General features: G+C 68.4%; 21 protein-coding genes. 11 read left to right on the top strand and 10 right to left on the bottom strand.

Annotated elements, in window-relative coordinates; genetic code table 11:
* Positions 1-6: 6 nt before the first annotated feature.
* The 4 genes from AB0H78_RS35540 to AB0H78_RS35555 all read left to right on the top strand — a co-directional run bounded on the left by AB0H78_RS35540 (position 7) and on the right by AB0H78_RS35555 (position 6,130).
* Positions 7-1,269 (top strand): MFS transporter, encoded by a 1,263-nt coding sequence (locus AB0H78_RS35540; RefSeq protein WP_363238950.1) that lies wholly within the window; start codon positions 7-9, stop codon positions 1,267-1,269.
* Entirely contained in the window at positions 1,269-3,044 is a 1,776-nt protein-coding gene (locus AB0H78_RS35545) for an IucA/IucC family protein (RefSeq protein ID WP_363238951.1), read from the top strand. Before AB0H78_RS35540 ends, AB0H78_RS35545 begins: the two co-directional genes overlap by 1 nt.
* Positions 3,041-4,252 (top strand): type III PLP-dependent enzyme, encoded by a 1,212-nt coding sequence (locus AB0H78_RS35550; protein ID WP_363238952.1) that lies wholly within the window; start codon positions 3,041-3,043, stop codon positions 4,250-4,252. Before AB0H78_RS35545 ends, AB0H78_RS35550 begins: the two co-directional genes overlap by 4 nt.
* A gap of 429 nt (positions 4,253-4,681) precedes the next feature.
* Positions 4,682-6,130 carry a sugar porter family MFS transporter gene (locus AB0H78_RS35555; protein WP_363238953.1) on the top strand — a complete coding sequence of 483 codons (1,449 nt, stop codon included), beginning with the start codon at positions 4,682-4,684 and terminating at the stop codon, positions 6,128-6,130.
* A gap of 146 nt (positions 6,131-6,276) precedes the next feature.
* Here AB0H78_RS35555 and AB0H78_RS35560 read toward each other — a convergent pair whose 3' ends face one another.
* Entirely contained in the window at positions 6,277-6,447 is a 171-nt protein-coding gene (locus AB0H78_RS35560) for a hydrophobic protein (RefSeq protein ID WP_363238954.1), read from the bottom strand.
* Between the two features lie 193 nt (positions 6,448-6,640).
* Here AB0H78_RS35560 and AB0H78_RS35565 point away from each other — a divergent pair, with 193 nt between their 5' ends.
* The 5 genes from AB0H78_RS35565 (at position 6,641) to AB0H78_RS35585 (ending at position 11,117) form a co-directional block, all read left to right on the top strand.
* Entirely contained in the window at positions 6,641-6,814 is a 174-nt protein-coding gene (locus AB0H78_RS35565; protein ID WP_363238955.1) for a CsbD family protein, read from the top strand.
* Between the two features lie 220 nt (positions 6,815-7,034).
* Entirely contained in the window at positions 7,035-7,877 is an 843-nt protein-coding gene (locus tag AB0H78_RS35570) for an alpha/beta hydrolase (RefSeq protein WP_363238956.1), read from the top strand.
* An 83-nt stretch (positions 7,878-7,960) separates the two neighbouring features.
* Positions 7,961-8,299 carry a thioredoxin domain-containing protein gene (locus tag AB0H78_RS35575; protein ID WP_363238957.1) on the top strand — a complete coding sequence of 113 codons (339 nt, stop codon included), beginning with the start codon at positions 7,961-7,963 and terminating at the stop codon, positions 8,297-8,299.
* Between the two features lie 97 nt (positions 8,300-8,396).
* Positions 8,397-8,858 carry a pyridoxamine 5'-phosphate oxidase family protein gene (locus tag AB0H78_RS35580; protein ID WP_363238958.1) on the top strand — a complete coding sequence of 154 codons (462 nt, stop codon included), beginning with the start codon at positions 8,397-8,399 and terminating at the stop codon, positions 8,856-8,858.
* A 279-nt stretch (positions 8,859-9,137) separates the two neighbouring features.
* On the top strand, positions 9,138-11,117 hold the full coding sequence (locus AB0H78_RS35585; protein ID WP_363238959.1) for a discoidin domain-containing protein: 1,980 nt from the start codon (positions 9,138-9,140) through the stop codon (positions 11,115-11,117).
* On the opposite strand, the gene AB0H78_RS35590 is transcribed toward AB0H78_RS35585, so the two are convergent.
* From AB0H78_RS35590 to AB0H78_RS35615, 6 genes are all read right to left on the bottom strand, one after another.
* Positions 11,105-12,334: a Gfo/Idh/MocA family oxidoreductase gene (locus AB0H78_RS35590; RefSeq protein WP_363238960.1), complete on the bottom strand. Its 1,230-nt coding sequence runs from the start codon at positions 12,332-12,334 to the stop codon at positions 11,105-11,107. The genes AB0H78_RS35585 and AB0H78_RS35590 overlap by 13 nt on opposite strands.
* 34 nt (positions 12,335-12,368) lie before the next feature.
* Positions 12,369-13,526 (bottom strand): ROK family transcriptional regulator, encoded by a 1,158-nt coding sequence (locus AB0H78_RS35595; RefSeq protein WP_363238961.1) that lies wholly within the window; start codon positions 13,524-13,526, stop codon positions 12,369-12,371.
* Between the two features lie 90 nt (positions 13,527-13,616).
* On the bottom strand, positions 13,617-15,119 hold the full coding sequence (locus tag AB0H78_RS35600) for a glycoside hydrolase family 36 protein (protein ID WP_363238962.1): 1,503 nt from the start codon (positions 15,117-15,119) through the stop codon (positions 13,617-13,619).
* A gap of 59 nt (positions 15,120-15,178) precedes the next feature.
* Entirely contained in the window at positions 15,179-16,528 is a 1,350-nt protein-coding gene (locus tag AB0H78_RS35605) for a sugar ABC transporter substrate-binding protein (RefSeq protein WP_363238963.1), read from the bottom strand.
* A 66-nt stretch (positions 16,529-16,594) separates the two neighbouring features.
* Positions 16,595-17,515 carry a carbohydrate ABC transporter permease gene (locus AB0H78_RS35610; protein ID WP_363238964.1) on the bottom strand — a complete coding sequence of 307 codons (921 nt, stop codon included), beginning with the start codon at positions 17,513-17,515 and terminating at the stop codon, positions 16,595-16,597.
* 9 nt (positions 17,516-17,524) lie between these two features.
* Positions 17,525-18,478 carry a sugar ABC transporter permease gene (locus AB0H78_RS35615; protein ID WP_363238965.1) on the bottom strand — a complete coding sequence of 318 codons (954 nt, stop codon included), beginning with the start codon at positions 18,476-18,478 and terminating at the stop codon, positions 17,525-17,527.
* A 209-nt stretch (positions 18,479-18,687) separates the two neighbouring features.
* Here AB0H78_RS35615 and AB0H78_RS35620 point away from each other — a divergent pair, with 209 nt between their 5' ends.
* Entirely contained in the window at positions 18,688-20,694 is a 2,007-nt protein-coding gene (locus AB0H78_RS35620) for a DUF4832 domain-containing protein (protein WP_363238966.1), read from the top strand.
* A gap of 76 nt (positions 20,695-20,770) precedes the next feature.
* On the opposite strand, the gene AB0H78_RS35625 is transcribed toward AB0H78_RS35620, so the two are convergent.
* Both AB0H78_RS35625 and AB0H78_RS35630 read right to left on the bottom strand, forming a co-directional pair.
* The gene (locus AB0H78_RS35625) at positions 20,771-20,968 is read right to left on the bottom strand and encodes a hypothetical protein (protein WP_363238967.1); all 198 of its coding nucleotides are present in this window, start codon (positions 20,966-20,968) and stop codon (positions 20,771-20,773) included.
* Complete coding sequence (locus AB0H78_RS35630) at positions 20,965-21,288, bottom strand: hypothetical protein (RefSeq protein ID WP_363238968.1); 324 nt, start codon at positions 21,286-21,288, stop codon at positions 20,965-20,967. Before AB0H78_RS35630 ends, AB0H78_RS35625 begins: the two co-directional genes overlap by 4 nt.
* Before the next feature lie 182 nt (positions 21,289-21,470).
* Here AB0H78_RS35630 and AB0H78_RS35635 point away from each other — a divergent pair, with 182 nt between their 5' ends.
* Entirely contained in the window at positions 21,471-22,631 is a 1,161-nt protein-coding gene (locus AB0H78_RS35635; RefSeq protein WP_363238969.1) for a hypothetical protein, read from the top strand.
* A 39-nt stretch (positions 22,632-22,670) separates the two neighbouring features.
* Here the strand turns inward: AB0H78_RS35635 and AB0H78_RS35640 are convergent, their stop codons facing one another.
* Positions 22,671-24,176, bottom strand: coding sequence for an arabinofuranosidase catalytic domain-containing protein (locus tag AB0H78_RS35640; RefSeq protein WP_363238970.1), 1,506 nt, complete (start codon positions 24,174-24,176; stop codon positions 22,671-22,673).
* Positions 24,177-24,409 lie beyond the last annotated feature (233 nt).

Below are 24,409 nucleotides of genomic sequence, written 5' to 3' on the forward strand. Positions count from 1 at the left end.
GAGGCCATGGCGACGACCACTCCCCCGATCCACCCCCACGCGGCCGGCCAGGACCCGGCTCCCGCCTTCGGGCGCCGTCAGGTGCATGCCGTGGCCGCCTGCTATTTCGTGGCGTCCTTCGCCGCGCTGGGACTGCCGCCCTATCTGACGGCGATCCTGCCCGGGCTGGGTGACGCGGCCGCGCGCTGGGCGGGGCTGCTGTACGTCGTACCGACCGTGTTCGGGGCGCTCGGCGCCCCTCTGTGGGGGCGTCTGGCCGACCGGTTCGGGCGCAAACGCCTGCTGCTGCGGGCCCAACTGGGCCTGGCCGTCTCGTTCCTGCTCGCCGGATGGGCCGATTCGCTGGCCACGTTCACGGCGGCACTGATACTGCAAGGAATCCTCGGCGGCACATTCGCCGCGTCCAACGGCTATCTGGCCGCCGCCCTGCAAGGTCCCGGCCTGTCCAAGGCACTCACCTTGATGCAGGGCAGCGCACGTGCCGCCCTGGTCTTCGCGCCGATCCTCGTCGGCTCGCTGTCGCCGTGGATGTCACCGCACCGCCAGTACGCGCTGCTCGCCGTGCTGCCGCTGGCCGCGGCGGCGATGCTGTACGCACTTCCCGAGCCGGCCAAGGCGACCGGGAGCTGGAGCGAAGCCCAAGAGGACGGTGCGGCCGGGTGCCTTCAGTCGGGAGCCGTCGCCCGAACGCCCCTGACCGCGCTCTACACCTTCGAGTTCGCCTTCGTCTTCTCGACCGTCATCTCCTTCCCGTATCTCATCTCGCTGGTCGAGGAGCGAATACCGGGCACCCCACCGGCCGTGTCCGGCGTGCTGTTCGCCCTGCCGCATCTGTTCTATCTGCTGTTCGCGATGCGGATCCACGCCCGATTCGTCACGCGGCCGCGCCTGGGCATCGGCATCGGCTTCGGCTTCATCGCGCTGGGCCTGGCCGGCCACGGCGTCTCCGACTCGCTCGCCGCGTTCACCGCCGTGCGCATCCTGCTCGGCGTGGGCCTGACCCTGGGCCTGGTCTCTCTGTCCGTACTGGCCGCCGACTGCGCCAACGGCCGCCCGCCGGGCGGCATGTTCGGCTCGCTCGAACTCGTCTCCAAGGGCGGCGCCGTCGCCGCCGGACTGGCCGCCGCCGCCGGCAACAGCCTGCTCGGCCCCACCGCCCCCGTACTGATCGGCACCGCCGTCGCCCTGGGCACGGCCTGCACCGTCGCCCTCCGTTCCCTGTTTCACGGTCCGATCCCCCGATCGCCCCGCATCCGCTGGAGCCGTTGATGTCGCTGCCCACGGGCACCGTCCCCGCTCATCCCACCGCCCCCACCGAACTGCCCACCGCCGACCAGGCCGTGGCCCACACCCTGCTCAACTGTCTGCTGCGCGAGGTGTCAGGACCCGAGCACCAGACCGCCGTCGTCGACGGGCATCTCCTCCTGCGCCTCCCCCGGGCCGGCGTACTGCTGCGCGCCGCCCTGCGCCGCACCTCGCTGCTCGGCGCGCACCGCTTCACCGGGCCCCTGCAGGTCCAGCGTGACGGCGAGTGGGCCGAGGCCGACTGGCAGCTCCTGGCCCGGTTCACCCAGGCCGAGCTGGAGCGGCGTACCGGAGTGCGCAACGAGGAGTTCCTGGAGCAGCTCGCCTCCAGTCATCAGGGCGTACGTTCCGCACTGGGCGCCACGTCGGCTGCCGGCCGTACCGCTTCGACCCGGGCCGCCTCGGACGACGGCCGACTGGCCACGTATCTGGCCTCCGAGCAGTCCCTGCTGTTCGGCCACCGCTTCCATCCCACGCCCAAGGCCCGCAGCGGAGACCCCGCCGCCTGGAGCGAGTACGCCCCCGAGGCCGGCGCCACCTTCCCGCTGCGCCTGTTCGCCGTACGCGAGGACCTCGTCGCCGAGGAGACCGCCGAGCCCGGCGCCACCGCCGCCCTCGACCGCCTGCACCCCGATGTCCCCGCCGGCTACAAGGTGCTGTCCGCCCACCCCTGGCAGCTGTCCCTGCTCCAGGACCACCCCGCGCTGGGAGCCGCCCTGGACCGCGGCGACCTCATCGATCTCGGAACGAGCACCGCGCCCTTCGCCGCCACGGCCTCCGTGCGCACACTGTACGACGGCGATACGTTCCTGAAGTTCAGCCTGAATGTGCGCATCACCAACTGCCTGCGCAAGAACGCCAGTTACGAGCTGTCCGGCGCCGTTGCCCTGACCCGTCTCCTGGACGGCGCCCTCGCCGATCTCGCCGCCCGCTTCCCCGGCAGCGCGATGCTGCGCGAGCCCGCCTACCGCAGCCTCGCCCTGCCCGGCCCGGACGGGCGCCCCGATCGCGCCCTCCTCGAAGGCTTCGGCGTGATCGTCCGCGAGGGCCTGTCCCGGCGCCTCCTTCCGGGCACCACACCGCTGCTCGCCGGCGCGATCGCGGACGAGTACCCGACGGGGCCCGGACATATCACCCGGCTCCTGGACGGCGCCGGACCGGAGCAGGCCCTCGGCTGGTGGCGGGCGTATCTGCAACTCCTCGTGCCACCGGTGCTCGCCGCGTACTTCGAGTACGGGCTGGTCCTCGAACCCCATCTGCAGAACGTCGTCGTCTGCGTCGACGGCGACGGCATGCCCGCCCAGGTCCTCTTCCGCGACCTGGAGGGCACCAAGCTCCTGCCCGAGCATCATGCCGACACGCTCGCCGCTCTGCCGCCGGAGGTGGCGGAGCACATGACGTACGACGCCCAACGCGGCTGGGACCGCGTCGTGTACTGCCTCCTGGTCAACCACGTCGCCGAGATGCTGGCGGCCCTCGCCGACCAGCACCCCGAGACCGAGACCGCTCTGTGGGCCGAGGTCCGTGCCGTCATCCAGGGCTACGCCGACGCCCACACCTGCCCGCCGCGCCTCGCCGCACTGCTGGCCGGCGTGCCCCTGCCCGCGAAGGCCAATCTGCTGACCCGCTGGGAGCGCAAGGCCGACCGGGCGGCCGGCTATGTCCACCTGCCCTCTCCCCTCGCCAAGGACGTGCTGTCCGGCGCGAGCAGCCCCGATGCCCCCTGGAGCACCCGATGACGGCCCCCACCGAGCGGGTACGTGAGCGCGCCCAGGCCCTCGACTTCGAGGAACTGCCCGCCTACCTCTACGACCTGGACGCCCTGCGCGACCATGCGGCCGCCGTCCGCCGGGCCCTGCCCGAGCGCGTCGAGCTGTACTACGCGGCCAAGGCCAACCCCGAGCCGGAGATCCTGGCAGCCCTCGGCCCCCACGTGGACGGCTACGAGGTGTCCTCAGGCGGCGAACTCGCCCATGTCGCCAAGGCGGCGCCGGGCCGTCCGCTGGCCTTCGGCGGACCCGGCAAGACCCCGGCGGAGATCAGGACCGCGCTGGAGCTGGGAGTGAGGCGCTTCCACGTGGAGAGCGCGTACGAGCTCCGCATGCTGGCAGACCTGACCGCACGCCTGGCCCCGCGGGCCCGCCCCGGGGTGCTGCTGCGCTTCAATCTGCCGCTGTCCGACGACTCCCTGCAGGGCAGCTCCCTCACGATGGGCGGCCGCCCGACACCGTTCGGCCTGGACCCCTCCGAGGCGGACTCCGTCGTACGCCTGCTGACCGACGGCACCTGTCCCCAGCTCGAACTCCTCGGCGTACACGCCCACTTGGCCAGCGGACCGGGCGCGCCCGAACTGCTCACGATGTCCCATGCGATCGTCGCGTGGTCGCTCGCCCTGGCCGAGCGGCACGCCATCCGCTTCAAGGAGATCAATGTCGGCGGCGGCATGAGCGTGGACTACGCCCACCCCGAGGACCGCTTCGACTGGGCGGCGTACGGGCAAGGGCTGGCCCGAATCCTCGACGCCCACCCGGAGCTGACGCTGCGCATCGAGCCGGGGCGGGCGCTGACCGCCTACTGCGGCTGGTACGCAACCGAGGTCCTTGATGTGAAGGAGAGCCACGGCGAGGAGTTCGCCGTGGTCCGCGGCGGCACCCACCATCTGCGCACCCCGGCGACCAAGGGCCACGACCAGCCGTGCACGGTCCTTACGAGCGAGCAGCCGTGGCCGCACCCGTGGCCGCGTTCGGTGGCCCGACGGGACCGGGTGACCTTCGCCGGGCAGCTGTGCACACCCAAGGACGTTCTGTCCCGGCAGGTACCGGCGGCCGGATTGCGGGCGGGCGACCGTGTGGCCTTCGGACTGGCGGGCGCGTATGCGTGGAACATCTCGCACCACGACTTCCTGATGCACCCGCGGCCGACCTTCCACTTCCTCGGGGAAAGCTGAGCCTGCCTGGCCGCCACGATCCCGCGCCGCACCCCAGATCGACCATGACCTCCCGGCCAGGAGCCAGCACCACCCGTACAGATCGGCACGCCGAAAACGAGCACTCCGACGCTTGATCAGGAAAGGGTGAGCGCCTCCTGGGGGTGCCGTCGAGGACGAATCCGTTGTCGAGCCGGCTCAGATGTGAGGACGGGCAGCGCGCCGGGCGCGCGCGTGTACCCGACTGTCGCGCGATGACACGTGGCGGAACCTCGCTGTGGCGAGACTCGCAATTCACCATCGCTCATTGCTTGAGCGAACGGGCGGGGCCTAGCGTGATCCGTGGTCCGCCGGTGCGAAGCGTTCCCCCGCAGGTGGCGCAGTCAGAGCCCCTGCGCGCCCGGTCCGTCGGACGGCCAACCGCAATACAGCGAAACAGGTGTGCACCAAGTGTCCAGTACAGCTGAGTTGACAACGTTGTCAGACGTACGTGGAAACCGCGGTAGAGCGATCGGTATCGCCATCGCCGCAGCCGTCGGAGGATTCCTCTTCGGCTTCGACTCCTCCGTGATCAACGGTGCGGTCGACTCCCTCACCGACCAGTTCGCGCTGGGCTCGTTCATGTCCGGCTTCGTCGTCTCCATCGCGTTGCTCGGCTGCGCGGCGGGCGCCTGGTTCGCCGGACGCCTCGCCGACCGCTTCGGCCGGCGCATGGTGATGGTGGTCGGCGCGGTTCTGTTCGTCCTCAGCTCGCTCGGCACGGCGACAGCGTTCAACGTGCCGTCGCTGCTGATCTGGCGCGTCGTCGGCGGCCTGGGCATCGGCGTGGCCTCGGTGATCGCGCCCGCGTACATCTCGGAGATCGCACCGGCCAAGGGCCGCGGCGCCCTGGGGTCGCTGCAGCAGCTGGCCATCACCATCGGCCAGCTCGTGGTGCTCAGCTCCAACGCGGGGCTCTCGCACTGGGCAGGCGGCCCGTCCCGCGATCTGTGGTGGGGCATCGAGGCATGGCGCTGGATGTTCCTCGTCGGCGTCGTGCCCGCCCTGGTGTACGGCGTGCTCGCGCTGATGATCCCCGAGTCTCCCCGCTATCTGGTCTCCCGAGGCAGGACGGACGAGGCGGCGAAGGTCCTCGGCCGGGTCGGCGGAGAAGCCGACCCGCAGGCCAAGGTCGCCGAGATTCAGCAGACGATCTCCGCCGAGCGCCGCCCGTCGTTCGCCGACATCCGAGGCAACCGCTTCGGCCTGCATCCGCTGGTGTGGGTAGGGATCATCATGGCCGCGCTCCAGCAGCTCATCGGGATCAACGCGATCTTCTACTACTCCACAACGCTCTGGCACTCGGTGGGCTTCAGTACCGGCGACTCGTTCATCACGTCCGTGATCACTGCGGGCATCAACGTGATCATGACGGTCGTCGCGATGCTCTTCGTCGATCGCGTCGGCCGACGCCGCCTGCTCACGATCGGCTCGGTCGGCATGTTCGTGGGTCTGCTCATGGCCGCGGTCGCCTTCTCCCAGCAGCACGGCAGCGGCGACAACGTGACACTTCCGGGCTCCTGGGGCCCGGTGGCACTCGTCGGCGCAAATCTCTTCGTCGTCTTCTTCGCGCTCTCCTGGGGCCCGATCCTGTGGATCATGCTCGCCGAGATGTTCCCGAACCAGATGCGTGGCTATGCCCTGGCCATCGGCACGGCATCCAACTGGATCTTCAACTTCATCGTGACGTTCTCATTCGAACCGATGACGAAGCACGTCGGTCTGTCCTGGCTGTACGGAGGGTTCGCCTTCTTCTCGGTCGTCGCCTTCGTCTTCACACGTGCGAAGGTTCCCGAGACCACGGGTCAGGAGCTCGAGGCGATGACCGGCGAGGTCCACCAACGGCAGCAGCCCGCCTGAGCCCGGCCGCTGCCCCGCGTACTTCCGTTCATGGACTCGGGCGATGCCCTGCAGAGTGATACGCAAGCGGGTGGGCCCGGCCGTCTCCGGCCGGGCCCACCCGCTTGCGTCTGCCGCTTTCATGCGACTTCACTCGACGGCACGCATCACCACCGATACCAGCGGCCCTTGCGACCGCCGCTTGCTGCCGGACGGATCACGAAGCCGAGCAGCCACACCACCAGCACGACGACCGCGATCAGCCACAAGGCCTTCAGCGCAAAACCCGCGCCGAAGAGAAGCAGAGCCAGAAGAAGTACCAGAATCAGGGGAACCATTGTTATCAACCTCCTGACCAACGAATGCTCTGGAACCGCTCACACAAACGCACCCAGCTGCGTTTCTCCAAAAGCGTCGGGGGCATATGCGCGTGCTCCGCAATCCTCTTGCCAGTGGGATGTTTGCGTCAGCGGCGAGTGGCCACACGTACGACAGCACCTGATGTCGAGAAGCCAAGGAGCGTGAGCGGACATGGCCGCCAACGAGAAGGCCAAGGCGAAGACCGAGCAGGCGAGCGGCGCCGCGAAGGAAGCGGCCGGACGTCTCGTGGGCAACGAACGCCTCACCGCCGAAGGCAGCGCCGAACGCAAGAAGGGCGATGCGCGCCAGGCCAAGGAGAAGGTCAAGGACGTCGGGAAGCACTGAATACTTCCTGCATGACACTGCCGGTGGGGCGGGACCTCTTGAGGGTTCGCCCCACCGGCAGTGTCGTGCCCTGACTGCGGTGCGTCCCCCGGCACATACTTCACGCGTGAGCGATGAGTTTGGGCGGTGGTCCGAGTCAACCCTGACATGAATCGAACCAGCACGGATATCTCGGCATCGATCGCGCCACATCCGACCTACGACGTCTCCTGGTGACCCGATGACCACTGTCAACGCCAATGAAATCGCCTTGGGCATCGAGTCGTTCGGTGACGAGGACGCACCACTCGTTCTGCTCGCGGGCGGGACCACGATGCTCTCCTGGCCCGACGCGCTGTGCGAGCGTCTCGCCGCCGGCGGGCGTCGTGTGGTCCGCTACGACCTGCGCGACAGCGGGGAGTCAACGGCGGCGAATCCTGAGGCACCGGCCTACACCCTGCGCGACCTCGCCGCCGACGCCGCCGCCCTCGCCGATGTGCTCGGCGGGGGGCCTGCGCACCTCGCGGGGATCGGTGTCGGCGGGATGGTCGCCCAAGTGGCCCTGCTCGACCATCCGGGCGCGTTCTCGGCGCTCACCCTCGTCGGCAGCCGCGCGGTCGCCCCTGGCCCGGCCGACGACGACCTGCCCGACCATGACCAGGCCACTATGGGCCGGCTGTTCGCGCGGCAGATGCCCGATTGGGCCGACCGCGAGTCGGTTGCCGAGTTCGCCGCCGCCGGTGCCGGAATCCTCGGCAACGACCCCGTCGCCGCGCGCGCCATCGCTGGGCGAATCTGGGACCGCACGCCGGGCACCACGCCATCGGTCCAGATGGCCAACCAACTGGGCATGGTGTTTTCCAGGCTCGACTGCACACCGCGCTGGCGCGAGCGCCTGGCCGAGATCGAGGTCCCCACTCTCGTCGTCCACGGCCGCAACGATCCGTTCTTCCCTGTCGGAAACGGCGAGGCGATCGCACGCGAGATCCCCGGGGCACGGCTGCTCGTCCTCAAGGAGGCCTCCACCGCGATCCCGGATGCGTCGGCCGACGAGGTCGCCGAGGCGATGCTCACGCTCGGATAGGGTCAATCCTCGCTGTCAGTGGATCCGCAGCCGATCACGGCATGATGGTGGCTGCCGTGTTGCCGATCATTGAGGGAGAGTCGATGACGAGCCGTGTCCATCAGCCGATGGAGAGCCAGGAATTCGATTTCATTCTCACCATGTCCCGGGTGCCGGTGCTCGCGTACTTCTCGGGGACCTGGCCCAAGGCCGCGAAGGTGTGCAAGGACATGGACGCGATCGTGGGTGAGATCGCCGACGAGTACGGCGACCGTCTGATCACCGTCAAGACCGACATGACGCGCTGCCCCGAACCGACGCGGCGCTACGGCGTCGTCGGGCCGCCGTCATTCCTCCTGATCAAGCAGGGAGAGGTGACGGCGACGAGAGAGGGTGCCATGACCGGTGACGAGTTCAGGGAGTTCCTGGCCGCGCATCTCTGAGCTCTCGCGCCAGGAGATGTCGCTGGGCAGGTCGGTCGATGGACGTAGGGCCATGGCCCCATGCGGTTTCCGATCTTGCTGACTAGCGTCGACGACCATGCAGAACTCGAAGATCGTTCATCGCACGGCAGCCGATCGCAGACGCGAGACTTTGGACCGCCTCGCCGCGGAGCGGGATGTCTGGGTGGCGACAGCTCATCCCGATCATGGTCCCCACCAGGTGCCGCTGTGGTTCGTGTGGGACGGGCAGGCGGTATGGGTGTGCACGGGCGCGGGATCCGCGACGGTGCGCAACGTACGCAAGGATCCGCGGGTACGCCTGTCGCTGCCGCACACCTTTGATGTCGTGATGCTTCAAGGCACGGCGCAATGCTTCGCGGACCAGGGCGTGCCGACGGAAGCGGCCGACGCGTTCGCCGGCAAGTTCGGCTGGGATCCGCGCACCGAGGACGCTCCCTTTGTCTATCTGCGCATCGCGCCGAAGGTGGTACGTGCCTGGCGCGGTGAGCCGGAGCTGAGCGGCCGGGTCATCATGCGTGACGGTGCTTGGCTGGAGTAGTCGGCCACTTCGCGCCCGGCATCCGCTGACGCACGCTGCGAGCGGTGCCGGGCCGTGGTCGTGGCGTTGGCCTCGCGGCAGGCCGTTCGGCGGACCAACTTCCTGGCCTGCAAAGCTTTTTGCAGTACATGTTGGGCAACTTGCGTCTTGAGCGCAGAGTATTGCGCACTGTTGGCCACTTGGTTACTGTCCAGCGCGACGAACCACCAGCGCACCGCAGGTCACTCCCCCACCGTCATGCAGCGTTCACGCCGTGACGCCGATCGGAAAGAGTCCGCCATGAGTGTGTCTCGTCGCAGGTTTCTGACAGCGGCAACGAGCGGTTCCGCCGCGGTGGGCCTGACCGCCCTGGGCCTGAGCGCCGCAGCGGGTACGGCAGCGGCCGCGAGCGGGCCGGGGGACGTGGTCGGCAAGGTCTCGGTCGGCTACCAGGGGTGGTTCGCCTGCATCGGCGACGGCGCCCCGATCAACACGTGGTGGCACTATTCGGCGAACGGCGGCCAGCCCCCGTCACCCGGCAACACCACCATCGTCGCCTGGCCCGACGTCCGCGACTACACCCACACGTACCACAGCGCCTACGCGAACCTGGGCAATGGGCAGCCGGCGAACCTGTTCTCCTCCTACGACCAGCAGACCGTGGACACCCACTTCCAGTGGATGCAGCAGAACGGCATCGACACCGCGGCCCTCCAGCGCTTCAACCCCAACGGCAGCGAGGGCCCCACCCGGGACGCCATGGCCATCAAGGTGCGTAGCGCCGCGGAGGCACACGGCCGACAGTTCTACCTCATGTACGACGTCTCCGACTGGACGAACATGCAGTCCGAGATCAAGGCCGACTGGACCGCCAAAATGAAGGCGCACACAGCGTCTTCGGCGTACGCGACGCAGAACGGCAAGCCGGTCGTCTGCATCTGGGGATTCGGCTTCGCCGACAACCAGCGGCCGTTCGACGCGGCGTCCTGCCTGGATGTCGTCAACTGGTTCAAGTCCCAGGGCTGTTACGTCATCGGCGGCGTGCCCACCTGGTGGCGGACCGGCGACCGCGACTCCCGCCCCGGCTTCAGCGGCGTCTACCACGCCTTCGACATGCTCTCGCCGTGGATGGTCGGCCGTATCGGCAATGTCGCGGACGCCGACAACTTCTACAACGTCGCGACCGTCCCCGACCTCGCCGAATGCGCCGCCCACGGCATCGACTACCAGCCATGTGTGCTGCCGGGCGCGGTCACTCTGCGCCAGCGCGCGCACGGTGACTTCATGTGGCGGCAGTTCTACAACATGGCGCGTGCCGGGGTGCAGGGCATCTACGTCTCGATGTTCGACGAGTACAACGAGGGCAACCAGATCGCCAAGACCGCCGAGTCCCAGGCATTCGTCCCCGTGGGTTCCGGGCTCCTGGCGCTCGACGAGGACGGCACCGCCTGTTCCTCCGACTACTACCTGCGCCTGACCGGCGACGGCGGCAGAATGCTCAAGGGCCAGACACCTGTGACGGCGACGCGCCCCACGGCGCCGGTGGTGGGCGGCGGCGACTCCACAGCACCGACCGCGCCCGGCGGACTCCAGGCCAGCGGGCACAGCGCCACCACGGTCTCCCTGGCCTGGACCGCGTCGAGCGACAACGTCGGCGTCACCGGCTACCGGATCATGCGCCTCACCGGCTCCACCGGCACCCAGGTCGGCAGCACGGCGGGCAACGTCACCACCGTCACCCTCAGCGGCCTGAGTCCATCCACCGCGTACAGCTTCTACGTCCAGGCGCAGGACGCTGCCGGCAACGTCTCCCCGCAGTCCGGCCAGGTCGGCGTCACGACCGACACGGACACACAGCCGGGCGCCGACCTCGCACTGGGCCGCCCCACTTCGGAGAGCAGCCACACGCAGGTCTACGGCTCGTCGAACGCAGTGGACGGCGACCCGAACACCTACTGGGAGAGTGGCAACAACGCCTTCCCGCAATGGCTCCAGGTCGATCTCGGTCTCGCGATCGCCGTCAAACGGATGGTGCTGAAACTGCCGCCGGCCACCGCGTGGAACACGCGCACACAGACCCTTTCGGTCCAGGCCGGTCCGAGCAATCCACCCACGGCGCAACTCCCGGCGTCGGACTACACGTTCAGCCCTTCCAGCGACAACACCGTGACCATCACTCTGCCTTCGACGGTCTCCGCCCGCTTCATCCGGCTGACCTTCACCGCCAACACCGGTTGGCCCGCGGGCCAGCTCTCCGCACTTGAGGTCTACAGCGCCTGACCCGCCGGCGTCCGCGGCCCGTTGAAGTAGCGGATGAGTTCCGGGTCCGGTGCGGGGACATCGACCGCTGTGCCGTTCGAGCGCAGCGATGTCGTCGCTGCCGTCGCGGCGGCGACTGCTTCGCGGGCGGCCACGGGTGAGGTCTCGGTCGGACCTCCGGTGGTCACGTAGCGGAGAAACTCGCTGACGAGTGCCTGGTCCGCGCCGCCGTGCAGCCCGTCGGGAGTCTCGGGCACGGGAACGGTGAGGTCGGCGTCGTGCCGATAGCCGGACCGGTGGCTGTTCCAGACGTTGATGACGGCGGGGTCGCCTTCGACGCCGTCCCCGAAGTTCTCCATGCGGCCCTCGTCGCCGATCACGGTGTAGTTGCGCCAGTAGTCGGGGGTGAAATGGCACTGCTGGTAGCTGGTGAGCACGCCGTTGTCGAGGCGGCCGAGCATCATGCTGAGGTCTTCGACGTCGATGACGGGGTTGAGGTCGCGCAGCGCCGAGGGCGGCCAGATTCCGGGGTCGAACCAGTCGGGCATCCGCTGATCGTCCGTATGGGCCGCGGTGCGACGGGGGTTGTCCCCGTAGACGGCGAGGGTTCCGTGCGCGGAGACCCTGCGGGTGAATCCTCCGGCGAGCCAGTGGATCGCGTCGAGGTCGTGCGCGCCTTTCTGCAGGAGCAGTCCGGTGGTCTTGGCCTGCTCCGCGTGCCAGTCCTTGAAGTAGTAGTCCCCGCCGTGGCCGACGAAGTGGCGGCACCACACCGCGCGCACGCTGCCGATCGCGCCGCTGTCGATGAGTTCGCGCATGCGGCGCAGCATCGGGAGGTGGCGCAGGTTGTGGCCGACGTAGAGCCGGCTGCCCGAGCGGTGTGCGGCTGCCAGCAAGGCATCGCAGTCGGCGACGGTGATCGCCAGGGGTTTCTCCACGAACACCGCGACGCCGGCTTCGAGGAAGAAGAGTGCCGGCTGCAGGTGCAGGTGGTCGGGGGTGAGGACGAACACCGCGTCGAGGTCGTCGTCGAGCATCTGCTCGTACCCGTCGTGGATCGCGACGTCCGCTCCGAAGAGGCGTCGTGCGTCGTCCTGTCCTCGTGGGTGCGGATCGGCGCAGGACACGATCCGTGCCGTACCCGGACGGTTGGCGAGGGTGGCCAGGGGTGCGCGCTGGCCGACGCCGACCACTCCGATGCGCAGTTCCGGAGCCTGTGCCCGGGGGCGGTTGCTCATGGTCTCTTTCTTCTTCGTCGTCGTAGTGGGGTGGCTATCGCTTCGGGGCGGCCGGCGCTTCCAGCGCATCGCTCAACAGTCGACTGTCGATTTCGTCGAGTGCCAGGCGTACGCCTCCCAGGGCCACGCTCTCGTCGCCGAGGGTGGAGGTGCGCAGTTCGGGGAGGCGCAGGCAGTGCTTGGCGAGTTCGCGGCGCAGGGGCTCCATCACGACGTCGGCGGAGCGGGAGAACCCGCCGCCGTAGACGACGACTTGGGGGTCGAGGGCGAGCACCAGGGCGGCGAGGCCTACGGCGAGGTCGCGGGTGTAGCGGCGTACGGCGGCCTTCGCGTCGCGGTCGCCGTCCCGGGCCGCCTGGAACACCCATGCGGCAGCTTCGCCAGGGGCGGCCGTGGCCGGGATGCCCGGGCAGGATTCGAGGTGGCTGGGCGCGGTGAGCCACCGTACGGCCTTGAGCGCGCCGATTTCTCCCGCGGCGCCGCCGTGGCCGCGGCGCAGGGTGCCGTCGAGGATGAGTCCGGCGCCGGTGCGCAGTCCGGCGAGGAGGAAGACGATGTCATCGGCGTCCTGCGCGACGCCCTTCCACCGTTCGGCGACGGCGGCCAGTTTGCAGTCGTTCTCGACCTGGATCGGGCAGGGGAAGCGGGCCGCGAGGTGCGCGGCCGGGTCGGCGGCGTGCCAGCCGGGCAGGGGGGTCGAGAGGGAGGTGCGGCCGCTGGCGTCGACCGGACCCGTCACCCCGACCGTCACCGCCCAGATGTCGGCGGGTGCCATGCCGGCACCCGCAAGAGCCTCGTCGATGACGCTGTCGACGGCTGCCAGGCGCGCTTCGGGTGCCGCCTCCGGGTCCGTCGAGCGCCGTACGGTGTTCACCAGATTGCCCTCCAGGTCGCTCAGTACGACCAGGATCTTGTGGACGCCGATGTCGATGCCGAGCACATGGCCGGCATCGGCCCGGAATCGGAAGCGCCGGGCCGGGCGCCCCACCACGCTGCTGGCGCCCGGCTCCTCGACCTCGGCCCAGCCGTCGGTGACCAGGGCCTGCACCAGTACATCCACCGCAGGCCGGGAGAGGCCTGCCCGGCCCGCGAGCTCCGTGACCGTCGACGGAGGATTCCCGCGGAGCGCCGACACGATCAACAGCTGGTTCATCTCACGCATCCGGGACAGATCTGTTCCGGTCGTCGTCATGTGGTGCTCCCTGAGGGGGTTCCGGTACCCGCCGGTAGATAATGCTGAGCAGTTTACTAACTCACGGCAGAGCCGCGTGTGCGGATGAGATCACGCGATCGGATAGCGCTGTTCCGACTCGGGAGAGACCGCCGCGGTGAAATCGACCTCGTTTCCGTCGAGCGAGAACCGGTAGCGGCCGAGTCTGCGCACTTCGGGCCGAGCGCTCAAGTACGCGGTCATCGCCTCGAGTTCATCGGGGTGCAGCCACCCGGGCGGATCGGAGATCGCCCGGAAGCCGCACACGTCGGCGAGGTCGCGCAGCCATCGCTGCTGCTGTTCGGTGAGCAGGTTGAGGCGGCTGCGGAAGTAGACGACGTCCGGGTCGACCTCGAGGAGCGGTGACTGCCACAGCCGGTGGAGGGTGTTGACGACGGCGTTGCGGGCCAGGGCGTCGGAGGGGTCCTGGGTGGCGTAGTGCTCCCACAGGGGTGCGACGTCGGGGCCGCTGCGGATGCCGTCGATGAGGCCGAGGGACGGCAGCAGCGGGGCGCCGCTGCCGAGCAGATAGGCGTCCTCTCCGGCCGTCTCCCGGATGATCCGCAGGCCGAGGCGGTACGCCTCCTCGCGACCGGTGTCGGCGAAGCGCACGCCCGGGACCGCGCCGGCGCCGATGAAGTCGAGCTTGAGGTAGGTGAAGCCCCACTCGTGAACGACCCGGTGGATCATCTCCCGCAGATGGTCCTGCGCCGCCGGCCTGGTCAGGTCGAGCGCCCAGTAGCCGGTGCCCCAGTTGTGGCCGGCGACCACCGGCTCGCCCCGGTCGTCGCGCAGCAGCAGTTCGGGCCGCTCTCTGGCGGTGCGTGACGTCGGGAGGACGATGAACGGGGCGATCCACAGGCCGGGGCGCAGGCCCGCGTCCGTGATGCGGTCGGTCAGCGCGCGCATGCCGGAGGGGAATTTGGCGTTGGGCTCCCAGTCGCCGACCAGCTCTTCCCAGCCGTCGTCGACCTGGACGACGTCGAAGGGCAGGCCGCGCAGGGCGGTGATGTCCTTGGTGAGCTGTTCCTCGGTGATGTTCTCGTAGTACGCGTACCAGCTGCACCACACATTGCCCGCGCGCTTGATGCTGTGTCCCAGGCGGGTGGCCAGTTCCCGGGCATAGGCGGCGAAGACCTCATCCTCGCTGCCGTACGCAAGGAACCAGGGCGCGCCGCCGTCCTCGTACCACGCTGCGAGCGTGTCCCCGTCCGCCGTCAACCGCGGTATGTCCAGGCCGAGCGCGCCGAGCAGCAGCACCTGTCCGTCGGCTCCCTGCAGGGCGGCGACGGCGGAGGAGTGGTGGCGGGTGGGGTCGTCCCAGACCGTGTCGTCCGCGGTCTGGCGGCGTTCGGCGCTCTCGATGCGCAGCGGGGCTTCGGAGAGCCGCCGCCAGCCGCACGGACTCCAGGAGTTGTGCCCGTGCCGGTAGAAGAGCGCTGTCTCTCCGAGACCGTGCAGCAGCGCCACCCGCCCCGCGGGCAGCAGCAGCCCGCCGTCGACGGCTTGCGGCGGGGCGTCACCTTCGAGCTCGACGGCGAACGTGCGCCCGCCGAGTTCCAGGAGCTGGGCCATGGGTCTCCTTGCATCGTGGTGCGTCAGGGTGGTCGGGGTGCAGGTCTGGGTGTCGACGGTCACTTGAAGAGACCGTTGACCTTGTCGTTGACGTCCTTGAGCGCCGCGTCGGGCTGAGCCCGGCCGAGCATCACCGACTGAATGGCGTCCTGGACCAGGGGGTTGATCTCGGTTCCGTGGTCGGTGACGGGCAGCATGAAGGTGCCGCCCTTCGCTGCGGCGGCATCGCTGAACGCGCTGACGTCACGGCCCTTCGCCTGGTGGACGGCGAGCACCTTCTGTGTGGCGGTCTTGAGCGCGGGGAAGACGACGGCCCGCTCGGCGACCAGGTTCTGGCAGTCGGGCGATGCGAGGAACTTGACCCACTTCCAGGCCTGTTCCTTGTGCTTGGTGCCGGCCCAGATGGCGTCCGACAGTCCGTTGATGGCGCTCTTGCGGCCGGCCGGCCCTGTGGGCAGCGGTGCGAAGGCGAGCTTCTGCTTCACCTTGGGGTCGGTGAAGGTGGAGATGGTCCAGGACCCCGCGATCATGACGGCGCCCTTGCCCGCGATGAGCAGCTCGGAGTTGGCGACGGTCGACTGCTTGTCGAGGCGGGGTGCGTACCCCTTGTCGATCAGGTGCTTGAACCAGGCGATCGTCGAGACCAGCTTGGGGTCGTCGTAGTTGTAGTGCGTGCCCCACGGGTTCTTGTCGAGGTACGAGAAACCGTTGGCGGCGGCGAGTTCGCCCCAGCCGTTCTGCCCCTGGGACCCGTCGTTCCATTCGGCGAGGAAGCCGTAGGCCTTCACATGGTTCTTGTCGAAGGCGGGGTCGAGGCCGTTACGGCCCTTGGAGTCGACGGTGGCCTTGGCGATGGTCTGCTCGAGGGTGCCGCCGTCGGTGGGGTTCCAGGTGAGGTTCTTCATCTGGGCGGCGTCCACACCCTGCTGCCCCAGCATGGTGGTGTTGTAGACGAGAGCCATGGTGTCCCAGTCCTTCGGGAGCCCGTACCGCTTCCCGTCCTTGACCCAGGTGTCGGCGAGGCCGGTCTGGTAGGCGGACAGGTCGACCTTGTCCCGGTCCACCAGCGGTTGCAGATCCGTCAGCTGGTTGCTGGCGGCGAACTGCGGATAGTACGAGCTCTGGTCGGTCCAGACGTCGGGGGCGTCCCCGGCGGTCAGCTGTGTGGTGAGGTTCTGCCAGTACTGGGCCCAGGCGGTCTGCGTGATCTTGACGGTGATGTCGGGGTTGGCCTTCTGGAAGGCGGTCGCGCAGTCCTGGTAGGCGGGCAGCTGCTTGTCGTCCCACAGCCAGTAGTTGACGGTCGTCCTGCCGCCGGCCGCGTCGTCGGAGGCTCCGCAGGAGACGAGGGTGGAGGTGGCGGCCAGGCACAGCAGGGCCGCGCCGGCGCGCAGGTAGGTGTTTCTCATCGTGAGTGACCTCTCTGTTTCGGAAATGCGCAAGAAGACTCGGAAAGACCGGGAAAGCACGGGGAGTTACTTGATGCCGGTGAAGTTGAGCGACTCGACCAGCCGTCGGCCGAACACGAGCAGCAGTACGAGGACGGGCAGGACCGAGAGCGCGGAGCCGGCCATCAGCCCCGTCCAGTCGGGCATGGTGTTCGGTGACTGCTGCTGGAAGACGCCGAGTGCGACGGTCAGCACGCGCGTCTGCTCATCACGGCCGGTCAGCAGCGGCCACAGGTAGTCCTTCCAGGCCCATACCGTGGTGGTGAGCCCGATGGTGATGAGCGGCCCCCGGCTCATGGGCATCACGACCCGCCAGAAGATGCCCCAGGCGCCCACCCCGTCCAGTACGGCCGCCTCTTCGATCTCGCGCGGGATGGAGAGGAAGAACTGCCGGAGGAAGAAGACCGCGAACGGCGTCATGAGCACGCTCGGTGCGACCATGCCGGCGAAGGTGTTCAGCCAGCCGAGATCCTTCACCAGCACGAAGTTGGGCAGCACGGTGAAGATCGGCGGCACCATCAGTGCGGCGATGAGCACCCCGAAGACGGCATCCCTGCCGGGGAAGCGCAGCCGGGCGAAGGCGTAGCCGGCCATCGCGCAGAACATCGTCTGCAGTACGGCGATCAGGCCGCTGTAGACAACGGAGTTGAGGAGGTAGCGCAGGAAGTCCACCTGCGCACCGGATCCGCCGGCGGCCTGCGATTCCGCCTGCGATTTCAGCCCGAGAACGCGCAGGAAATTGACCATGGTGGGGTGCTGCGGGACGAGGCCGGTGGAGTCGGTGTAGAGGTCGGCCGCCGGGGTCAGGGCGGTGCGGATCATCCAGTAGAAGGGGAAGACGGTCGCCACCAGAACGGCGATCATCAACGCCCAGGCGGCGACCCGGCCAGGCGAGAGACGGGTGCGGGCGCGGGAGCGCGTACGGGGAGGAGTGCGCGTGAGTGTCATGGTCATTCCTCAGGCCAGGTCCGAGCGGGAGGCACGCAGCAGGCGCATCTGTACGGCGGTCAGTACGCCGAGCAGCAGCGCGAGGACCACGGCGATGGCCGAGGCGTAGCCCATGTGGAAGTTCGTGAAGGCCTGTTCGTAGATGTAGAAGTAGATGACCCTCGTGGAGCTGACCGGGCCGCCCTTGGTGGTGACGGCGATCGTGTCGAAGATCTGGAACGAGCCGATCAGGGAGACCACCAGGACCAGGGCGAGGACCGGGCGCAGCAGCGGCAGGGTGATGCGGGTGAACATGCGCCACTCCCCCGCACCGTCCAGGGTCGCGCTCTCGTAGAGGTGTTGGGGGATCTGCAGCATGCCCGCGTACAGAAGCAGGGCCGTGTACCCGGTGTAGGCCCAGGTGTTGATGCCGGCGATGGTGGGCATGGCCCAGGTCGGCGAGGTGAGGAAGCCGGTGGTGCCCATGCCGAGTGCGTCGGTGATGTGATTGACGAAGCCGAGGTTGGCATCGAGCATCCACATCCACAGCAGGCCCACGGAGACGTTGGGCACCAGCCAGGGGATCAGCAGCATGGCGCGCAGCGCGACGGAGCGGGTCAGTCGGTGCATCAGGGTCGCGAGGCCCAGCGCCAGGACGGTCTGCGAGACGATGTTCAGCCCGACGTAGTAGCCGGTGACCTTGAGCGCGTTCCAGAACTGCTCGTCGCCTATCAGATGGCGGTAGTTCTCCGTGCCGGTGAAGTTCGGCGCGCCGAGCAGGCTGTAGTCGGTGAGCGAGTAGTAGATGCCGCGCACGGTCGGATAGGCATAGAACAACCCGAATCCGGCCAGGGCCGGAGCGAGGAACAGCCATGCCGCCTTGCGGTCGTCACGCATTTTGCGAGGCCGCCGAGGGTCTCCGCTCGCGTCCTTGCGGATGCCGGCGCGTTGGCCCGGCGGCGCAACTGTCGTGTTGGCGCCCATGGTTACGCCTCCGAAGAGATCTGCGCCGCACCTCTTGCCAGTGGAGCGCTGTGCACACATATTGATGGCCACCAGCGAAACTTTGTCAATGCTGGCGCACAACACCACGCGATCCGGCCACAGCCGGAAGCGCCCCCCACCCGGCGCGGGACGGACTTCGGCCAAGCCGTCGAGCCATCCAACTGGCGCCGCTTTCACGGAGGTTGACCATGCGCACGTACACGTCCAGACGCAGCAGAGGGCTGCTCGCCGCTCTCTGCTCCGCAGCCCTCGCGCTCGCCCTGGCAGCACTCCCCGCAAGTGCCCACGCCGACCCGCCGCCCGCCGACAACGCGCGGACCGCCTCCGCGCAGGGCGCTCCCAGCCGACCGTCACCCGGCCCGAGCCCGGACCCGACACTGCCGGTGCACGCCCTGGCCGCCGGGGACGCACCACTGGACAATCCACTCAAGGGCTTCGCCCGCTTCTACCAGCCGGGCAGTGACCAGAACTCGGGCTACCCGCACTCCCTGACCTGGGGCTACTTCGGACTGTCAGAGGTGATGAACGACGCCTCCAACTGCGGTCACTACAACTGGGATGCCCTGGACAGCACCCTGAACGCCATCGCCGCAGCCGGGAACCAGGCCGCGATCCGCTTCTACATGGAGTATCCGGGCGGGACGGGCAGCCACCCCGCCAATGCCATCCCGGCCTGCTTCGCCGGCCACGTCGACAACCGCACCAACGCGTACTGGAACACCACCAGCCCCGACTACAACAGCCCGTATCTGCTGGACTCCCTCAAGAACTTCATCGCCGCCTTCGGCGCACGCTACGACGGCGATCCGCGCCTGGGCTACATCCACCTGGGCCTGATCGGCCTGTGGGGCGAGTGGCACACCTGGCCCTACGACACGGACACCTCGAGTGACGCGTACCCGAACTACATGCCGACCGACGCGCACGCCGCCGAAATCATCAACGCCTACAACAGCGCCTTCCCCCACACCAGACTGGAGCTGCGCTACGCCGACTCCGCGGGCGGAGCAGCCGACAGCCTTCCCGCCATCGGCTACCACGACGATTCCTTCTGCTACCGCGAAGGCGACCCCGCACAGGGCGTCACGCTTCCGGCATCCATGGGCGGCGCACCCTGGGCACAGTTGCAGAAGGCCATCGAGCACGGGGTCGAGAACCGGTGGACCACCGCATCGATGGGCGGTGAGGTACGCCCCGAGATCCAGTCCACCGCCTTCAACAGCTGGCCCGGCGGCTCAGGATCCGTGGACAACATGAAGGCCTGCATCGAGCTGGAACACACCACATGGAAGATCAATGAGGGCAGCGACGGCTACTCGCCCACCGATCCCAACGTGGCAGCCGCCGTACGGCTGATGGGCTACAACCTCAGCGTCAAGAACGCCTACTTCCAGAACACCGCACAGGGCACCACCACCGTGGGAGTGCAGATCGCCAACACCGGCGTCGCACCCTTCTACTACCCCTGGACCGTCAGCCTCGGCCTCAAGGACTCGGCCGGCAACGTCGTACGCACCTGGGACACCCCCTGGGACCTCCGCAAGGTCGCCCCTGCCAAGATCCGCGCCTTCCCCGACTGGGGCACGGGCACCGACCCCACCTACCTCGACTACGGCTACCCCCAGTACTTCGGCACCTCCGTCGACCTCTCCGGCATGAACACCGGCAGCTACCAGCTCGTGATGAAGGTCAAGAACCCCCTGGAGTCGGTGAGCTCGAACGCCAAGAAGCTGCGCTTCGCCAACGCCGGCCAGAACAGCGACGGATGGCTCGGCCTCGGCGCGATGGCCGTCGGCTCCGGCCAGACCCCCACTCCCGCGAGTTACGAGGCTGAGGCAACAGGCAACACCCTGACCGGCGGCGCCATCACAGCAGGCTGCGGCGGCTGCTCCGGCGGCAGCAAGGTCGGCTACATCGGCAACGGCGCGACCCTCACCTTCAACCACGTGGACGGGGGCGCCACCGGAGGCACCCGCACCATCACCCTCCACTACGCCACACAGGTCGCGCGCACCGCGACGGTCAAAGCCAACGGGGCCACCGCCCAGACCGTCAGCTTCGCCCCGACGCCGGACTGGTCGACGACCGGAACCACCACGGTGACCGTGAAACTGAACGCCGGCACGGGCAACACACTCACCGTCGCCAATCCCGCCGGCTGGGCGCCGGACATCGACAGGATCACCGTGAGTTGACCCGTACCGCAACGCACGACCCATGACTGGTGTCCCCAAGGCAGGTTGCCTTGGGGACACCCCACCCCTCACTCGGTCAGCGCAGGGAGCTGTCGACGGTCAAGGCCGCGGCGGCATCGTCCTCATCGAGATAGACGCCGCACTGTCGCAGCGCGATCCGCTGCACATCACCCACGTCGGGGGCACCGCAGCAGCGCCTGGCCTCCGTCACCGCCCACCTCAGTACCGCCAGATACCCCGGCTCGGCGGCCCGGTCGCGGTGTCCGATGATCACGTCGTGCTCTCCGAAACCGGTGCGTAGACATCTGTATCCAAATCTGTTGCCCCGCTGCGCAGTTCATAGCGGGCCCGCAACGCGCTGCGGGCATCCGCAGGCTGCGCGGCCAGGCCGAAGTGTTCATGCGCGGCAATCAGCACATCAGCGGTGGACACATGCCCGCGCGCGTCCTGCGGGAGGTTGCGCCGGGCTCTCGAAATCACGATGTCAGCGGCAGTGCGCAGCTGAGCACCTTGGTGGGCGGCGTGCAGTGCGGTCGCACGCTGCTGCTTGCGCTTGGCGAATCCGAACATCAACCAGGCCTCCTCGAGTTGCACACAACCGTTACGTTACGCATCCCCTCCCGCACCGAACGTATGCCTTGCTGTAACCCTCCCCACATGTCGGGCCACCTGACGTCCGACGCGCAACACCCCTTACTCGGCACCGCTTTTTCCCCTCAATTTCCATAACTGTCCGTTTTATGGACAGCGTTGAAGGTGCCCCCGAGACTGTGCGCATGTATCAACAGGGATCGGACAAGAATCCGCAGGAAAAGCGAGCTCAGGGCCAGGCGGCCATCCCGGGGACGGTGCTCGCGGATGATCTGGCGCGGGCCGCGGAACGGCTGCAGAAGCAGTTTCCCGGCATCGTCATCGAGGGGAAACTCAGCACGCAGGACGACGCATTCTGGACATCGGGCGTCCGGCACGGCGGGACACCCCTGTCCGTCGACGATCTCCTCTCCTCGTTGCTCGGACTGCTCAGCCACGAGCAGTGCGTGGGACTCCGGGTGCAGTTCTTCACCGAGGGCACCGTGCCGGAGGGCGAGCCGAGAGCGGGCCTCAGCAAGGGAGTTCGGCTCATCATCAACGCCAAGGTGCCTCTCTCCGCAGCGGACGAACTCAAGCGGCCCTTCTCGCTCAACCAGGTCTACAAGCCCGGCGCGACCGGGCCTGTGCTGCACATCGAGGCCGTCGTCGCACCGCAGCACGGACGACAGGCAACCCAGCTGCTCTTCGCGCACGCACAGCACATCGGCGTCTCCCGGCTCACCCTGTGCGCGTCGATGATCGCAGGCAGCCAGGAAGGCGTCTTCGCCTGGGCAAGGTACGGGTTCGTCCCTCTGCAGAAGGACTGGGACGACATGCGCCGTGCGGGGCTCGAGAAGCTGGACAGCGACCCGGTGGATCTCCGTGCCCACAACGCGGAGCTCCGGGGCATCGTGCTCGACCCCGCCCCGAAAGCCCTGCGCCGCCTCGTCTACTGCTCCTGGCAGCGGAAGGGCGCAACGGTCGCCTTCCTCAACGCCATGCTCACCGCGCACGTGAGCTGGCAGGGGGAGCTCGACCTCACGGACACGGACGGCTGCACCTGGCTCCAGACCTACGCTCGCCTGGCCAGGGCGTCGGATCACCTCGCGCAGTTCACACCGCTGCTCCCCGCTCCGTCCACGCATCCGGCCGCGCCGCCGCAGATCCCGCAGGTCCAGCCGCCGGTCGGCGCCGATGCGTCGGACGAGGACGACAGCCCCTTCGGTTTCAGCGAGGCCGAGGAGGTGGAGGCGCTGGTCGGGCAGATCAGTGCGGGCCTGGCCACTTTCGAGGAGGTCGAGAAGGAGTACGGCGACAAGCAGAGGCCCGAGGTGATCCGGAAGGTCCGTGAGGCTTTGGCGAAATAGCTGCGCCCCCGGCCGTCGCCGTTGCGCTGCTCGACTACCTCAGTTCAGATGGAACTTCTGGGCGGCCGAGCCGTTGCAGTCCCAGATCTGCAGCCGGGTGCCGTTGGCGGTCGCTCCGCTCGGCGAGTCGAGGCACCTGCCGGACTGCGGATTCAGCAGCGATCCGTCCGCCTGGACGACCCACTTCTGCCCTCCCACGCCGTTGCAGTCCCAAAGCTCGACCTTGGTGCCGCCGGCCGTGCCGTTGCCGTTGATGTCCAGGCAGCGGCCGAGCGTACGCAGCGTGGTGTCCGCAGGGTGCGCCCAGTGCTGGTCCTCGGCCCATTTCTGGCAGTCCCACAGCTGAACCGCCGCGGCGTTGACCCCTGTGTCATCGGCGGCGACGTCCACGCACTTTCCGCCGGGGCCGGTGAACTTGCGCTGGTCGCCGTTGGGTTCGTCGGTCTGGCCGGAGTACCCGACCGAGGTGATGTTGGCCTGTACGACGTTCTCGGCCGCGTCGGTCGGATAGCCGGAGACCATCACGCCCTCGAAGAAGGTGCCGCGGTTCCAGTTGCTGTTGTCGCCGCCGGTGCCCAGGATGATGCCGCCCTCCTGGTGCATGGGGATGTAGCCACCGCGGTTGGGCAGGGCGCCGTTCCACCACGTGGACATGGCGCCCGACTGCGCGTTGCCGCCCTTGAGCGCGTACTTGGTCTGTCCGTCGTTCTTCAGCATCGCGGTGACGTACGGGGTGCTGTTGCCGAGGTTGGCCGTGTTGGAGCCGTTGGCTCCCTGGAACATGCCGTTCTCCAGGTCGGCCTCGACCCACGGGCCCGATCCGGTGCACGGGGCGAAGTAGCAGGTGGTGGCGATGGAGACGGCGTCCATGTGGCCGTTTCCGGTGTCGGCGGGGGTGCGCTCCGCGTTTCCGTAGTCGAAGCAGCAGGCGGAGCCCACGTGGGTGCCGCTGGCCACCATGTAGGCGCCCTCGGCCTGGCCGTTGACGGCCGTGCCCGAGGCCTGGCCGTTGGAGCGGTAGCCGACACCGGGAGAGACCCAGATGCCGTAGACCTTGTGCCCGCCGGCCGTCACCGCGATCTCACTCGCACTCGCGCCGCGGTCTGCGCCCATTCCCGCGGTTCCGGCCGGGCCGGGGAACAGGTCGTTGTGGCGTGAGGTCTGGTCGTAGACCTTGTTGATCGAACAGGTGGTGTTCTGGCAGAAGCTGTCCTGGGCGGCCGCATCGGCGTAACCGCCGGGCGTGAGCGGTCCGACGTCCCTCGTGGTGCCGTCGGAGGCTCGTTTCACCTGGTAGAGGGGCCCGTTGTAGGAGGAGATGAGGGCGCGCGTGGTGCTGTGCGCGGCAACGCACGGGGTGCCGGCTCCGGCATAGATGTCGCACGGCAGAGCGGCGGCGGCATGCGACACGCCGGGTGTGGTCAGCAGTGCGCCGAGCACAAGGGCCAGCGTGGCGAGGACGGAAAGCGCGATGCGGTGCGTGCGGGTGAGCAGGCCGAGCCCCAGCACTTCGAGGCCGGCGGCTCGGCGGGACGGTCTGCGCATACCTTGCTCCCATGGGGGTGTGATGGAGCGTCAGGTCACTTGTGTGGCAGGGGACTTGACGTTGCATGGCAGAGCCGGAACGTAGTCCTGCTGTTGGGTTGCGTCAATGTTTGTTGCTTTGACGCGCCAATGTTTGAAGGAATTCTTTGGGTCACCGGGACACCTCGACGCGCCAACGCGTTGACGTGTCCCTGAACATTCACTACTTTCCCAAGCGTCGCCTGAGAGCGCTC

The organism is Streptomyces sp. NPDC050738 (genome assembly GCF_040654175.1).
Lineage (GTDB): Bacteria > Actinomycetota > Actinomycetes > Streptomycetales > Streptomycetaceae > Streptomyces.